The sequence below is a fragment of the Rhizobium sp. 1399 genome, assembly GCF_031455475.1.
GTDB lineage: Bacteria > Pseudomonadota > Alphaproteobacteria > Rhizobiales > Rhizobiaceae > Rhizobium.
On the sequence record NZ_JAVDSU010000006.1, the window covers coordinates 221,438 to 235,935 of the forward strand.

The 14,498-nt window shown below is 58.4% G+C and carries 17 protein-coding genes and 1 pseudogene; 10 read left to right on the forward strand and 8 right to left on the reverse strand.

All coding sequences use genetic code 11. From position 1 onward, the window contains the following. Nucleotides 1–2 precede the first annotated feature (2 nt). The 4 genes from J2X71_RS20475 to J2X71_RS20485 all read left to right on the forward strand — a co-directional run bounded on the left by J2X71_RS20475 (nt 3) and on the right by J2X71_RS20485 (nt 2,400). On the forward strand, nt 3–734 hold the full coding sequence (locus J2X71_RS20475) for a Crp/Fnr family transcriptional regulator (RefSeq protein WP_310384379.1): 732 nt from the start codon (nt 3–5) through the stop codon (nt 732–734). A 3-nt stretch (nt 735–737) separates the two neighbouring features. Next, a complete protein-coding gene (locus J2X71_RS38135) occupies nt 738–896 on the forward strand; it encodes a DUF6894 family protein (protein ID WP_405049733.1) in 159 nt (52 codons plus the stop codon). Nucleotides 897–1,120: 224 nt separating this feature from the next. After that, nucleotides 1,121–1,990: a TIGR02587 family membrane protein gene (locus J2X71_RS20480; RefSeq protein ID WP_310384726.1), complete on the forward strand. Its 870-nt coding sequence runs from the start codon at nt 1,121–1,123 to the stop codon at nt 1,988–1,990. 8 nt (nt 1,991–1,998) lie between these two features. After that, a complete protein-coding gene (locus J2X71_RS20485) occupies nt 1,999–2,400 on the forward strand; it encodes a hypothetical protein (protein WP_310384381.1) in 402 nt (133 codons plus the stop codon). Between the two features lie 154 nt (nt 2,401–2,554). Here J2X71_RS20485 and J2X71_RS20490 read toward each other — a convergent pair whose 3' ends face one another. Then, nucleotides 2,555–2,746, reverse strand: coding sequence for a hypothetical protein (locus J2X71_RS20490; protein WP_310384383.1), 192 nt, complete (start codon nt 2,744–2,746; stop codon nt 2,555–2,557). 604 nt (nt 2,747–3,350) lie between these two features. Between J2X71_RS20490 and J2X71_RS20495 the strand changes: the two are divergent. The 3 genes and pseudogenes from J2X71_RS20495 (at nt 3,351) to J2X71_RS20505 (ending at nt 6,655) form a co-directional block, all read left to right on the forward strand. Then, nucleotides 3,351–4,417, forward strand: a pseudogene (locus tag J2X71_RS20495) (YihY/virulence factor BrkB family protein). A gap of 263 nt (nt 4,418–4,680) precedes the next feature. Beyond that, the gene (locus J2X71_RS20500) at nt 4,681–5,850 is read left to right on the forward strand and encodes a zinc-dependent alcohol dehydrogenase (protein WP_310384385.1); all 1,170 of its coding nucleotides are present in this window, start codon (nt 4,681–4,683) and stop codon (nt 5,848–5,850) included. Nucleotides 5,851–5,860: 10 nt separating this feature from the next. Beyond that, nucleotides 5,861–6,655: an SDR family NAD(P)-dependent oxidoreductase gene (locus J2X71_RS20505; protein ID WP_310384387.1), complete on the forward strand. Its 795-nt coding sequence runs from the start codon at nt 5,861–5,863 to the stop codon at nt 6,653–6,655. A gap of 37 nt (nt 6,656–6,692) precedes the next feature. On the opposite strand, the gene J2X71_RS20510 is transcribed toward J2X71_RS20505, so the two are convergent. Further along, complete coding sequence (locus tag J2X71_RS20510; protein ID WP_310384728.1) at nt 6,693–7,391, reverse strand: endonuclease/exonuclease/phosphatase family protein; 699 nt, start codon at nt 7,389–7,391, stop codon at nt 6,693–6,695. A 117-nt stretch (nt 7,392–7,508) separates the two neighbouring features. Between J2X71_RS20510 and J2X71_RS20515 the strand changes: the two genes are divergently transcribed. Then, nucleotides 7,509–8,477, forward strand: a complete 969-nt coding sequence (locus J2X71_RS20515) for a lysylphosphatidylglycerol synthase domain-containing protein (protein WP_310384390.1) — start codon at nt 7,509–7,511, stop codon at nt 8,475–8,477. On the opposite strand, the gene J2X71_RS20520 is transcribed toward J2X71_RS20515, so the two are convergent. The 6 genes from J2X71_RS20520 to J2X71_RS20545 all read right to left on the reverse strand — a co-directional run bounded on the left by J2X71_RS20520 (nt 8,469) and on the right by J2X71_RS20545 (nt 12,582). Next, nucleotides 8,469–9,689, reverse strand: coding sequence for a phospholipase D-like domain-containing protein (locus J2X71_RS20520; RefSeq protein ID WP_310384392.1), 1,221 nt, complete (start codon nt 9,687–9,689; stop codon nt 8,469–8,471). The genes J2X71_RS20515 and J2X71_RS20520 overlap by 9 nt on opposite strands. Then, nucleotides 9,689–9,907 (reverse strand): hypothetical protein, encoded by a 219-nt coding sequence (locus J2X71_RS20525; protein WP_310384394.1) that lies wholly within the window; start codon nt 9,905–9,907, stop codon nt 9,689–9,691. Before J2X71_RS20525 ends, J2X71_RS20520 begins: the two co-directional genes overlap by 1 nt. Nucleotides 9,908–10,097: 190 nt before the next feature. Continuing rightward, nucleotides 10,098–10,478 (reverse strand): GFA family protein, encoded by a 381-nt coding sequence (locus J2X71_RS20530; RefSeq protein WP_310384396.1) that lies wholly within the window; start codon nt 10,476–10,478, stop codon nt 10,098–10,100. Between the two features lie 179 nt (nt 10,479–10,657). Continuing rightward, entirely contained in the window at nt 10,658–11,158 is a 501-nt protein-coding gene (locus J2X71_RS20535) for a ferritin-like domain-containing protein (RefSeq protein ID WP_025669695.1), read from the reverse strand. Nucleotides 11,159–11,409: 251 nt separating this feature from the next. Beyond that, complete coding sequence (locus J2X71_RS20540) at nt 11,410–11,745, reverse strand: hypothetical protein (RefSeq protein ID WP_310384399.1); 336 nt, start codon at nt 11,743–11,745, stop codon at nt 11,410–11,412. Nucleotides 11,746–12,168: 423 nt separating this feature from the next. Then, entirely contained in the window at nt 12,169–12,582 is a 414-nt protein-coding gene (locus J2X71_RS20545) for a CBS domain-containing protein (RefSeq protein WP_310384401.1), read from the reverse strand. 402 nt (nt 12,583–12,984) lie between these two features. On the opposite strand from J2X71_RS20545, the gene J2X71_RS20550 reads away from it, so the two are divergent. Together J2X71_RS20550 and J2X71_RS20555 are read left to right on the forward strand one after the other, a co-directional pair. Beyond that, a complete protein-coding gene (locus tag J2X71_RS20550; protein ID WP_025669692.1) occupies nt 12,985–13,572 on the forward strand; it encodes a cysteine hydrolase family protein in 588 nt (195 codons plus the stop codon). Between the two features lie 158 nt (nt 13,573–13,730). After that, nucleotides 13,731–13,976, forward strand: coding sequence for a hypothetical protein (locus J2X71_RS20555; protein ID WP_310384406.1), 246 nt, complete (start codon nt 13,731–13,733; stop codon nt 13,974–13,976). Nucleotides 13,977–14,498 lie beyond the last annotated feature (522 nt).

A 14,498-nucleotide genomic window follows, 5' to 3' on the forward strand; every position in this document is an offset into this window, starting at 1 on the left:
AGATGGGCCCTAGCCAGGATAAAATATCCAATCGTATGCTGACGGCTCTCGATCGGGACGATTTTGGCCTCCTTTCGCCGTACCTGGAGATGGTCGATCTCCCGTCGCAATTCAGGATTGCCGTGCCTCGGGAAAAGCTCGAACATGTCTATTTTCTCGAAAGCGGCGTCGGGGCTGTCATGACTGTTTCGTCGACAGGCCAGATGGCGGAAGCCGGCATGTTCGGTTGGGAAGGCTTTGTGCCCACTGCCACGATCATCGGCGACGATACGGTCCCTTACCTGATCGAAATGAATGTCGGGGGAGCAGGTTACCGCGTTCCGATCGCCGCGATGCGCGAAGCGACCATGAGGAGTTCGAACTTTCAGGTCCCCCTTATCAAATACATGCATGTTTTTGCAACCCAGGTCGCCTACACAGCACTTGCCAATGTCCGCTACCTGCTTGAGCAACGACTGGCACGCTGGATCCTGATGTGCCACGACCGCCTTCGCACCGACGAGATGGCGATAACGCACGACTATATCGCGCTGATGTTAGGGGCGCGCCGCCCCGGCGTGACGACCTCGCTCCACGTCCTTGAAGGCCATCACCTGATCCGCTCGCTAAGGGGGTCGATCATAATCCGCAACCGTGCGGGGCTGGAAGAATTTGCGGCCGGCTCCTATGGCGTTCCCGAGCAGGAATACGAGCGGTTGATCGGGGCGAACGGACGTGGCAACTCCAAACGGTGAAGCATGCGATACTGTTTTCAAATCAGGAATGGCGACGAGCTAATCTGCGACCCCGAAGGAAGCGTGTGCGCCAACGTTGCCGTCGCAATCGAGGAAGCAAAGGCGCATGCGCGTGAACTCATGGCAGAACGGCTGAAATCCGGCCGGGAAATGGACGGGTAGACGTTCGAAATCGTTGACGAGGAAGGCTTGCCGCAACGGTCCGGTTCAAGGATGCCTTGCCGTCCTAAACGGTCCTGGCCGGAACCAGGTCATGCTCGACTTTGCGTCGTGAAGACCTAGCCTTACGCGACCTGCGTCTATCAAATATGTTTATAGCTTGCCAATGTTGCCTGGCGCCGCTCGTGGCACTGGCCAAGCGCCACCGCTTGCCTAGTTTCATGGCGATGATGGCTTCGAACGCACAGCAGAGACAATCCAGAAAATGGAACGGCACCCGATTTGCTGCGGGACTCGGCCGCGGGCTTGCAGGCGCGCTGATATTTGCCCTGCCGATGTTCATGACGATGGAGATGTGGGAACTTGGCTTCTACATGGATCGTAGCCGATTGCTGATCTTGCTTCTCCTCAACATTCCGCTGCTCATTGTTCTGTCCAACAATGTCGGGTTCGAGGCTACCCATACCTGGAGCGATGCGATCCGGGACGCGGCCATCGCCTATGCAATTGGCATCGTCTCCTCCACCGCAGTCCTGACCGCGGTCGGTGTCCTGCAGTTTGGTCAGCCATTTCACGAGGTCGTTGGAAAAATCGCCGTGCAGGCTGTTCCGGCAAGCATCGGCGCACTTCTCGCCCGTAGCCAGCTTAATGGCGATCCGGGAGACAACACCGAGGACGACGACGATCCGATCCAGGAGGGGCCGGCAGACTATGCCGGCGAGATGTTTCTGATGGCGATTGGCGCGCTGTTTCTTGGCCTTAACGTCGCGCCGACCGAGGAGATGATCCTGCTATCCTACAAAATGACGCCATGGCACGTCCTGGCTGTCGTTGCACTTTCCCTCCTTGTCATGCACGGGTTCGTCTATGCCGTTTCCTTCAAGGGCGGACATGAGATCGGCGACGAGGTGCCCGCCTGGCATGTCGTCATCCGCTTCACACTGCCGGGATATGTGATGTCCCTTCTTGTCAGCGCATACGCATTGTGGACTTTCGAGCGTTTTGGAGATGCGACGATCTGGCCGATGCTCACCGCCGTCATCGTTCTTGGCCTGCCATGTTCGATCGGCGCGGCTGCCGCGCGACTGATACTATGAGGAGTCCAGTGGACGATAAGCCGAACGGCACCGCAAACAAGCCTCACCCTGTCGAATGGGCGGTCGGGCTGGCGAGTACGCTGCTCGTGACAGCCATGATCGGTTTCATCTTTTATCAGGCGATTACACAATCGCCTTTGCCGCCCCGCCTCTCGATCAAAAGGCTTCCGCCTATGGCGGGGGATTCAGACCATCAGGTCCGTTTCGCTGTCCAAAATGATGCAAATAAGACCGCCTCTGCGGTGCACGTTCAAGGCGAGGCCAAAAGGTTGGACGGCGGGACAGAGATCTCGGAAGCGACATTCGACTACGTGCCGGCACAGTCGCTGGCAACGGGCGCCTTGATCTTTTCGATACCCGTCACCGAGGCCAATCTGACGATCCGGGCATCCGGATATATGGACCCCTGACTTCAGGCGAGGTGGCCTGGGACAAAACTGAGCCGCGACTAGGATGGTTCGCACTTGCGACGCGGACAGGACCAAGGCGAGCATTCCGAAGCTTTTCTCTGAACTCGTCTTCGGTTTCGGCCTTCTCCAGCTTCCCACACACTGGCGCCGGATTTCACCTTGCCAACAGTTGGAAAGCCGCGCTGATGGTTCTGGCCATCCGGTGAACTTGATCAACACGACCGGGTGAAAAATCACTTGGTACGACCGCGAGCCTGTTCGTTTCGGCCCTGCGCGCAATCGCGTTGACCGGCGCTGAGCGCGTAACAATGTTGCCCAATGCCGTACCGTCCTCGCGCTCGGTCATGCAGTTACCGCCCATCTGCGCCACCACCAGAAGTCAAGCTTTGGTACGGTAGGAGGCGCTGGCAACGCGACCCACCTCTTGCTGTGGCGCTAGAAAAATACAGCCCGCCGGCCGAGCCCGAGCCAGCTGGCGAACGAAGTCCTTGCAGCTTTGAATCCAGTAAGGAAAGTGGCTATGCGCCACCCGGCGGCGCTTCCCCCGGCCATGCCGATACTGGCCTATGGCGAGCTCGAGCACCTGCTGCATAACGCCAATTCCGACGGGAAAGAAGGGACGATGTTTCGACGGACAAGGCTCCGGGTCCATTCGGCTGTACTTCGAGTGACCCTAATACTTTCGGCGGTTTTGGTTTCACCGGAGGACACAGTCGCGGGGCGATGGTCCCGGCGCCAGACAGGAGTCTTTCCGTCTTAACGCCTTCATCTTTTTGGAACTCGACGATCAGGCAGACCCTCGAGCAGAAGAGTAATCAGATGATTGGAACAAATCGGCCTTTTGCACGATTGCGCCATCAGCAGCCGCGTGCCGAGCGATCAACGATAGCTTTGATATCTGGTTGACCTCATTGCATAGGGCCTAGTGGCAAGCAACGGAGCACATAACTATGGGAATGCGACGGCACAACGTACCCAAAATTATGTTGGGGCTTGCGGCTGTTGCTGGCCTCGCTTTGTCTCTTGGAGGGGTCAGGGGTCGATCTCAGATAAATGCTGCGCCCGGTCACGATGTTGGTCGCGGCAGAGAGGCCGATGTTCCGGAAGAAATCCCAATGCGAGGGTTGCGGGACGTTTTCTGGCGCGTTGTCGGGGAGGTCAGCGAAGACAGGGTGATGCTGATCGCGGCGGGTGTGACCTTCTACCTGCTGCTGGCGATGTTTCCCGCTCTTGCCGCTCTCGTTTCCCTGTACGGCCTCGCCGCCGATCCGCTCACCATCGCAAATCATCTGCGCAAGCTTGCGATCATGCTGCCACCCGGCGCCTTTGACATCGTTGCCGACCAGATCCGGGCGCTCGCCGGCCGACGGGAAGAAAGTCTGGGAATAACGTTTTTCGTCGGCCTTGCTTTCGCGCTGTGGAGCACTCATAGCGGCACGCTCGCCCTTTTTGATGCGATGGACGTAGCTTACGAGGAAAAGGAAAAACGCGGGCTCGTCCGCCTCAACCTTATAGGCCTTGCCTTCACGCTCTGCACCATCGTCGGCGCAATCGCGGTCGTGGCACTGATTGCGGTCATACCGCTCATTCTGTCCTATGTCTGGCTCGACGGGTTGAAAGAGAAGCTCGCCCTCTTGGCCGCTGGCCGTTGCTGCTCATCATCGTCGCCGGCGCGGTCACGACGATCTATCGGTTCGCACCGAGCCGCGAACCAGCAAGGTTGCGCTGGCTGACCTGGGGAGCGGTGTTGACGACGATCGCCTGGTCGGCAATGTCGCTTGGATTTGCTTTCTATCTGGACCACTTCGCCAACTATAATGCCACCTACGGGACACTCGGCGCGTTGATCGGCCTGCTCGTCTGGATCTGGCTCTCCGTCACCATCCTCATCATTGGCGCCGAGCTCAATGCCGAGCTTGAGCATCAGACGACAAAGGATACCACAACCGGTACGCCCCGGCCGATGGGCACACGCGGCGCCTATGTTGCCGACACGCTAGGGCGCCGGGCCGATTGAACCGGTGCGCTGACTGCGTGTGGGCGCCGCCTGCAATGGCTGCGATCATCAATGCTGAAGGCGCCTTTGCCAACCCGGCGACCTTGGACCCCAAAGAAGCGATCGCAATAGCACTGGCCAACGATTTGTAGGGAACAAGGTCGCTACGCTGAGGTTTGGGATCATCAACCGAACCTGCCAAAGATCGTCGCGTGCCGTAGCGGCTTCCGATTTGCGACAATGCAGGAACAAAGGCAGCAGAATTGACAAGAGGAGGACGACGCATGAAGGCGCTTACCTGGCACGGCAAACATGACATCCGCTGCGAGAGCGTACCCGATCCGGAGATTGAGGACGGTCGCGACGCGATCATCAAGGTTACCGCCTGCGCCATCTGCGGCTCGGACCTTCACCTTTTCAATGGCGTCATGCCCGACATGCATAGTGGCGACATTATGGGCCACGAAACGATGGGCGAGGTCGTCGAAGTCGGCAAGGACAACCGCAAGCTCAAGGTCGGCGATCGTGTCGTCGTTCCCTTTACGATTTCCTGCGGCGAGTGCTTCTTCTGCAAGCGGGGCTTCTTCTCAGGTTGCGAACGGTCTAATCCCGATCCCTCAAAGGTCACCAAAATGTGGGGAAATTCGCCCGCCGGCCTGTTCGGCTATACGCATCTGCTCGGCGGCTACAGCGGCGGACAGGCGGAATATCTGCGCGTGCCTTATGCCGATGTCGGTCCGATCAAGGTGCCGGACGGTCTGAGCGATGAGCAGGTTCTCTTTCTTTCCGACATCTTTCCGACCGGCTACATGGCGGCTGAATTCTGCAACATCCAGCCGGGCGAGACGATCGCGGTCTGGGGATGCGGGCCAGTGGGTCAGATGGCGATCAAGTCCGCCTTTATTCTTGGGGCCGAACGGGTAATCGCCATCGACACCGTGCCGGAGCGCATGGCGCTCGCGCAAAGATCGGGTGCCATCACGCTCGATTTCCGGGATGAGGATATCTACGACAGGATCATGGAACTGACGAGCGGCCGCGGAGCGGATGCCTGCATCGATGCGGTAGGCACCGAGGCGGACGCCTCGGCAAGCTGGGATTCGCGCATCGACCGCATCAAGGTCGCAACTTTCATGGGGACCGACCGGCCCCACGTCTTGCGTCAGGCGATCCATTGCTGCCGGAACTTCGGCACGGTCTCGATCGTCGGCGTCTACGGCGGCTATCTCGACAAGATCCCGCTGGGTTCTGCGATCAACCGTGGCCTGACGTTCAAGATGGCCCAGACGCCCGTCCAACGCTACCTGCCGCTTCTGATGGAGCGCATTCAGAAAGGCGAAATCGATCCTTCATTCGTCATAACACATCGGGCGTCTTTGGAGGACGGTCCTGATCTCTACAAAACGTTTCGCGACAAACAGGATGGTTGCATCAAGGTTGTCCTCAAGCCCTAGGAGAAACAACATGGCCGAAACTGCTTCGACGAAAGGCATGGCCGTTATTACCGGTGCCTCCACCGGCATCGGCTTTGAGCTTGCCTTATGCGCCGCACGGGATGGTTACGATCTCGCCGCTGACGAAGCCCGCATCGTGCAGGCGGCGTCCCGACTGAAAGCTTTCGGTGTCGCGGTCGAGCCCATCGAGACTGACCTTTCGACTCTTGAGGGCGTCGATAGATTGATCGAGCGCATCGAGGCCGACGGTCGGTCCGTCGATCTCCTGATGGCGAATGCCGGCCGTGGTCTTGGCAAGGGTTTTCTCGATCAGAATTTCGCCGACGTGCGCAAGGTGGTGGACACCAATATCACCGGTACGATCTATCTCGTTCAGCAAATAGGCAATCATATGCGGGCCCGTGGTGAAGGGCGGATCCTGCTGACCGGTTCGATCGCCGGTTTCATGCCGGGCTCCTACCAGGCCGTCTACAACGGCACGAAGGCCTTCATCAACAGCTTCTCCTTCGCGCTGCGCGAGGAACTGAGAGGCAGCGGCGTAACCGTAAGCTGCTTGATGCCCGGTGCGACTGAAACGGAATTCTTCAAACGGACCGACTTGATGGATACGTCGATCGGCCAGGCAAAGAAGGACAATCCGGCCGATGTGGCGCGGATCGGCTATGACGCCATGCTCGACGGCGAAGGTGATGTCGTCAGCGGCTGGAAGAACAAATTGCAGGCCGTCGTCGCCAATGTGACGCCAGCCAGCGTACTCGCGCATCAGTATGCAAAAATGGCAGAGCCTGGGTCGGGCACTAAATAGCCCTCAGACAGGCCGCGCCGCTGATCACCGACACCGATTATCGCGAAAGAGCAAGTATCGAAACCAGCGGAAGATGATCCGAAGCCATCCTTGCGAGCGGGTCATTCGGGACATAGGCATCGACAACACCTATTGCCTCCGTCACGAAGATATGGTCGAGCCGCATAACAGGGAACCGGGACGGGAAGGTGGGACGGAAACCGGTCCAATTTACCTGTTGCACGTCGCGAAGCCGGCGGGCCGCAGCTCTGTAGGCGGCTGATGCGGGGATCGCATTGAAATCGCCGCAGAGGATGACGGGACCGTCATGATCTCCAATCCATCCGGCACCGAGCAATGTGTTCATTTGCTGTATGCGTTCGCGCCCGCGCAAACCGAGATGGGTGTTGATAACAAGCAGCTTTTGATCGCTGACGAATATTTCGAGCGCGATCGCCCCGCGTGGCTCACCCATCGAGGGCAGGAGACCGGCTTTTTTTGCGCCGGTCGGAAGTGCCGTGATGATTGCATCTCCGTAGAGTTCCTCCGCCACGGTTAGTGCCGGGTGAAAATGGGCCTGCATCTTCAAGAGCGAGGCAATTGCCCTCGCCTGATCCAGCCCCCCTGTGCGCGACCGGCCGACATCGACCTCCTGGAGTGCAACAATGTCGGGCTTGGCCTGTGCGATGACTTGAGCAATGCGCCCAGGATCAAGTTTCCGGTCGGTGCCGACGCAGCTGTGGACGTTATAGGTCATGAGCGTGATGTTTTCTGCCAAGGGCGTCCTCAAACCTCTGATCCCCTGCGAGGAACACAACAGCGCCTCGTTCGTTCCAACTTCACGACGCCATTCCGCGCGTCCGGGAAAGCATGCATGACTCTTAAATCGCTGATCTGGAAAGGCCTGTTCGTCGCCGCAATCGGCCTCGCCGCCTTTCTTCTCTACCGGATTTTCCGCCAATATAGCGCAAGCGAGATCTTGGATTCCTTTGCGAACATCCCCATTCAAAGCTTGCTGCTTGCTACGCTCGCAGCAGCCGGCTCCTATATCTGCCTGACAGGTTTCGATTTTCTGGCGGTCCGGTCGCTTGGCAAACAACTCGCCTATCGGCAGGTCGCGCTCGCGTCCTTCGTCAGTCTTTCCCTCGGCCACAATATCGGTTTCGCCGGCTTGAGCAGCGGCGCCTTCCGCTATCGTTTCTATTCCCGCTGGGGCTTATCGACCGAGGACGTGGCGAAGATCGTTCTCTTCTGCGGCATCACTGTCGGCCTTGGACTTGTCACGCTCGGCGCCCTTGCCCTGATTGTCAACGCTTCAGACGCAGCGCCTCTGTTGCGGCTGTCTGAAGGCAGCGCCCGGCTATCAGGTGCTGCCCTGTTGCTGGCGCCCCTCACTTATGTGGCGACATCTGGTTTGGTGCGGGCCCGCCTCCATCTCTGGCGTTGGTCGGTTGAATTGCCTCCGCTCCCGATCGCTATCTGCCAAGTCGCGATTGGGGCGGTGAATTTCCTGTTCGTATCGGCATGCCTGCATGCACTTTTGAGCGCCTTCGCCGAGGTCGCATTTCTCCGTTCGGTGACGGCATTCGTACTCGCGAATTCGGCGATCCTTGCGACCCACATCCCGGGCGGTCTCGGCGTCCTGGAGACAACGGTCAGGCACGTCGTTCCGGATGCTGCCACGATCGGCGCACTGATTGCGTTCCGGGCGATCTATTTCGTGCTGCCGCTCATGCTGGGCACAGGCTTGCTGCTGATCTCGGAATTCGCGCCGCGCAAAGGCCAATCGCGCAAGGATGGAAAGACCGTGACGCGACCGCCCTCCGAGGCCCGATCAGGATAAGGCGGGCGCCTGCGGGTCAAAGAGCAAGGTTCCAATCACCGGCTCGACGCGGCCAGGACCGATATCCGTGTCGAGCGCTCGCAGGCACCTGGGACCGCCGTTCAAAGCCTCGATCGTATTAATCATCGAGCCAAGCTGGCGCATTTGATCGGCGACTGTGGCTGCCGACATTCCGAGATGTTCGGCAAGCAGACGATTACGCAGATTGGCGATTGCCTCGAGATGGTCGGGCGTTGTGGCGTCAAGGCGCATATCGCATTCGGTATCGAGCCACTCCGACCGGTGATTGAGGTTGGACGAGCCGATCCGCACGATAGCATCATCGGCGATCAGCAGTTTCGAATGAACCAGGACCTCTGCCTCGCCCTCCACACCGGGCACCGACGGATAGAAGACCCGCAGCCGATCGTGCCGATCAGCCTTTTTAAGGCAGCGGATGACCCGACGGCGGTTGCGACCCATGACCAACTGCTCGATGAATCCGTGCGAGCTGCGGGTACAGATGATGACGATCTCCGGGCCGTCCAATTCGCCAAGGCGCGCGGCGAGCGCCTTGGCAATCGTCTGGGACGCCAGATATTGCGTTTCGATATAGAGGCTGTGCCTTGCGTCTTTGATGATCTCGAGCGTCATTCGTATGCCGTCTCGTGTGCCACCGCCAATCCCCATTCCCCGTTCGGTCAGCGCAAAGCGGGCAGGAATGTTATTGATCGATACCGAGCGGCTCGATAGTTGGCGGCCTTGCGATGCAACATAAGGAAGCGGTTCATCCTGACCACTCGAATGGGTCCATCGGCGCCGCGCGATGCGACCGATCTGCCAGGCGGCCTCCCCCGTGACCATGGCCTGGACGTCATGCAGTGGATCGTGTGGTTTTCCGTCCGGGTCCTGCCGACGTGGGTCGCAGGCAGCATGCCGTCGGTCGTCGAACCGTCGCGAGGTCAGGTCAATACCACCAATGAAGGCGACATCGTCGTCGACGCAGACAAGTTTTTGATGATGAGAGGCGTACCAGTGCTTGTGGGAGGCGAAGCGCAACTTAATGCGCGGATGGGCCGGGAAGTCAGTGCGATAAAAGGATCGGAGCGACTTTTGCGAATAGATCGGCCCCATTGACCACACAAGGATCCTGACATCAAGCGTGGGGTTGGCTTCAACCGCGCTCCTCAGCAAATTGCCGAGGGTTTCAGTCGATCTGCCGGGTTCCAGCATTATGTCCGATTGAAATCCCACCCAATGATGAAGATGGAACCACACGCCTGGCGCAACGTCTCGGCAAGGCGTTCAAAGTAGAGCTTGCCGTTGACAAGAAATTCCACCGAATGCGCCGTTCCACCGAAGGGGTAGTCAGTTGACGGGCCGCCCGCCAAAATCTTTGGCGGCATAGTTCCAACGTAGGTTTTGGCGGAAGTCGGGAGGGTACTGTCCATACGGCTCATCAGGGTCGTGGGGTCGCTACAACTGCTCAAACGCAGTGCTCCTCATATGAGTTCCGAAACGTTGTTTGATCGCGACGGCAGGCTCGCCGGGCCTTTATCGCATCGCTGGCCGCGGCCCAAATTCACGAACCGACCTAAACAACAGCCTTATCTTGCGACCTGGCGCTGGGCGATTTCGACCTCAGCTGTTCTTTGGCGGGTCCTCAGCATATTGCCCGGTTCCGCTAAAAGCGTGCAGCCAGGGCTCGCGACGCTTCGTCCAGACCTCCATCTGCGGGAAAATCCTGCTCGGCGCCTCGTCCAGGGAGCCCAGCCGGATTTCGACATCCTGCTCGTTCAAGCAAAACAGCCTGCAACCGCAATGAGGGCAGAAGCTTCGCCCCGCATATGCCTTGAAATCGCCGGTCACCGAAAAAGCGTCACGCGACCAGTGGGCGAAATAGACGAACGATGAACCACTTTCCTTACGGCAATCCGCGCAGTGGCACAGTCCGGTGCGATAGGGCTCCCCTTCAACCTGGAACCGCACCGCGCCGCATAAACAACCGCCCTGTCGAACCATGTGTCTTCCTTTTTGAAACTGCTGCTGTTGCTGGCCTTAGCCGGCACGAGGGGGCAAGGGCGCAACAACGCGCCGAAAAATAGGTTCCTCTTTCCGGCTCGCAGCCGTCTTAACCATTTGACATCCCGTGATACGAAAAAAGCCGCCCATTTCGGGCGGCCGTGCTGACGTGATCGTGGTCAGGCGACCTTTTGGCCTTTAGGGTTGGCCTGTGCTTGCGCGAGCTGCGTCAGCTTCTTGTCGGTTGCTTCTTCTTCAGCAAGGCTTGCTTTCAGGAGTGGCACGGCATCCTTAAGGCCGAGCTGGTTCGCCCAGGCAATCAGCGTACCGTAGCGCGCGATTTCGTAGTGTTCGACGGCTTGGGCCGACGAAATCAGGCCGGCATCGAGCGCGGGCGCACCCTTGAATTCCTCCATGATTTCCTCGCCTTCGGCGATGATGCCCTGGATCGCCTCACAGGTCTTGCCACGCGCAGGTTTGCCGACAAGTTCGAAAACCTGCTCAAGGCGCTCGATTTGAGCCTGCGTCTCGTCGCGGTGTTGAAGGAACCCCGCCTTGCCTTCTTCGGACTGGGCCGCACGGGCCATCTTCGGTAACGCCTTCAAGATCTGCTTTTCAGCAAAATATATGTCCTTGAGAGTGTCAAGAAAGAGGTCGTCCAAGGTCTTTGTCGATGCCATAATAGTTCCTCCTACGGGATCGATTGATGATGTTCGCCGGCGTCTGCGGCCAGCGAAGACCAACCCTAATGCAGGCAGAGGCAGTATGTTCCTGTACGGATGCGGACGGAAACGACTGCCTTGACCGCGCTCGTTCGCAGCTAGGAGAAACCCAGCCGGTCAATGGCGCCTGCTGCGGTTGGCATTAAAACTCGTTGCCCGCTCCCCATCACAAAAATGCTGGTCGCCTTCGGCACAGCAGGAGAGTCCTTCTAGATTTCGGGACAACCCCTGACATTGGCGAAGCTGATGCGGTCGGGCCTTCCGCTCCGCGTGAAGCCTTGGACGGTGATCCTTCGCGCGGTTTCGCGAATGATCTGTGGACGCCGAAGACCAGCATCGCGTGCGTTATCCAATGCATCACGCGGATCGCAGCGCCGGCGCGAACCGGGATCGTAATCCGGATCGACATATCGATCACGATCACGGTTTTGCACGTCGACGCCGCCGGGGCCGATATGAAATTCCACTTGCGCCTGAGCCACGGAGGGCGCGGAGACGCCACTCAGGAGCAGTGGTATAAGTGCAACTTTGATAAGGGTGTTCATCTCTACCTCCTTTGCGCTGCAACTCAAACTTCAGATCGCTGAATTGGTTCCTTGCGCTAACGGCGGTCGTATCGGGCAAACAGCGGACTTCATTGTCCTGGGTATTGCTGGGCGTCGGCCTCCGGTGAAAAGAGATGGAAAGGAATTCGAGTGACCTGCGACAGGGTGGGGAAACCGGATGGCCCATAGCAATGACGGCAGGTGTCAAGATACCGGATGCGCGGAACCTGCTGAACAGCGCCGGTTTCCTTTTTGCCGCACCGTTGCCAACGATGGTTGGCTCACCAGCCGATCGGGTCGCGACGAGGAAAGGAAAGGCGACGTCTGCGACACGACCGGCTCCATACTCCTGGGGGTTGTTCGAACGACGCTGCGTTGCGCGACGCATTCCGCGAGAGAGGTTTTCTGGCGAGCGCGCGACCTCTATCGGGCCTCGTCGTCGGAAATTTCCTCCAGCGTAACGCCCGCGAGTTCCTCATTTAAGCGCGCGATATCCCCGAGTGACAGGATGCCCGTAATAGATCCAGCATCGTCGAACACGAGAAGTCGCCGCATCTGAAGTTCCGACATTCGATGGGCCGCCTCGCGCAGTTCGGTGGTTTCCAAGCAGCTCTCAATCCCGCTCGTCATGATGTCGGAGATAGGTCTCGCGATATCAATGCCTTCCGCAACGGCACGCACGACGACGTCTCTGTCGGTCACAATACCCAATACTTGCCCGTCGATGACCGGAATAACGCCGGAATCGATCTCCGACATCAGCCGCGCAACGTCCCGAATGCTGGCGTCGGGGGTTACGGTAACCACCTGCTTCGTCATTACGTCTTTAACTTGCATGTTTGTGCCTCCCATGGGTTTGCGTTCTCAAAACTTGAAGGCGCTCTTGAGGTTCCCATCGTAATGGACGGATCGTCATCTTTGGAAGCTTTCAGCGGCGGGGGCTCAAGGTGCAGACGACCCACGGCCAAACATGCGAGCAGACAAATCAGCTTGGCGAGCGGAGCAGCGAGCCGAGAAGGGCACCTTTGCAGTTGAGAAAGGGTGCGTGCCGGGGACGGACGCTGTTCGTCGATCCAGCCCCGCGATACCCGCAAGTTTGCCGCACGAAGGAAAGAAGCGAGGCTTGTAAATTCCGATGAGTACGTTGACGGTGGGGCAGGTTTCTTCCATCGAACCCGGTCTTGGAACCTCTACTACCGAGCGAAGTTAGAAAGGATTCCGGCAGAGGACGGCAGGCACTTGAGCGGACATTGGATTCATTTGTGCATAGACATGCAACGGATGTTTGCGGAGGACACGCCGTGGCGCGTTGCATGGATGTCGAAAGTATCCCCAGCCATCGTGGAGATCGCCAGCCGCTATCCGGACCAAACGATCTTCACCCGGTTCATTCCACCGTTACGCGCAGAACAGATGCCGGGCGCCTGGCAGGCATATTATCGCAAATGGCAGGACATGACGCTCGACCGTCTCGACCGGGATCTCATCGATCTCGTTTCCGAGCTCCGCCGTTTCGTGCCACCGGCCCGTATTTTTGATAAAATGACTTACTCTCCCTGGATGAGTGGTCAGCTTCACCGCGTGCTCCAGACCGAAGCCGTCGAGACGCTTGTCATCACCGGCGGCGAAACGGACGTATGCGTGCTCGCCGCTGTCTTAGGTGGGATCGATCTCGGATATCGTATACGTGTGCTCACAGATGCAATTTGCAGCGGCGCCGACGACACCCACGATGCGACGCTCAAGCTGCTCGGCGACCGATTTTCGGTGCAGCTCGACCTTCTTGAGACGGAGACCTTCCTCAAGAAAGCCGCCAGCGCGAGATGATTTTCGCAGGATCATGTTGTAAGCCAATCTTGCCTGAAGGAAATGACCTCGACGTCCCTTGCCGAGGACGCCATTCAGGGTCGAGGGCTTCTTGTTCCTAAAACAGGGAACAATACCCGGAAGTCGAAGTTCCTGCTTGATCAGAGACGGAGACACGTATGCTGTACACCGACCTTGTGGCGCAATCGGTTGAAGAGCTTGCATCACATTTTACCGCTATGAGCATTGAAGAGGTCTTTGCGACGATGCGACAACTTGAAGTCCTCAGTGAGAACGTTGAGGGAGAAGAGCGCGAAGAGGTTCTCTCTCGAATCGCATTGGTCGAAGAAGAGATTGAGCGCCGGTTTCCGGGGCAGTTGCTGGCACCGTATCGCGACTGGAAGAAAAGCCAGCCACTACTTTAGACGCTAATGTTTTGCAGACCATGGCCAATTCGTCTGCTAGCGTACGGCCGTGTATCGTTGGAGCTATTGGTGCGTTTCCTCCCTACAATCAACGGGAGACCAGTAGATGGCCGACGACAATGCCACGCCCCGACGGCGCCTGTCCACATCGCTTACTCAGAGGAGAGAGGCGTTCGAACAAACAGATCGCGCTGCTCGCGACGCGCTTGAAGATGAACGAAGGCGCCGTGACGAGAAGAGTGCCAGGCTAAAGGCAGCGAGACAGCAGGCAGAGCAGGAGCGCTAGACTTTGGCGAATAGCCTCAATCCGGTAGAGCTTCCACTCCACCGGCGTCGCGCTCAAGGCCTACAAATTCGATGTATCAATCTTGCGAATCTCACAATTGCCTGAAGATGAGGCACTATCCGCTGCACAACCCATAGCGCCGACCCAGGTTATTGCGCGTAGCAGCTCGGTCCTTGACCAGCGCAAATGTCGGTTGGGACCTCCCCGGCAACGGGCTTTCGCTCCCGCCGTTGCAG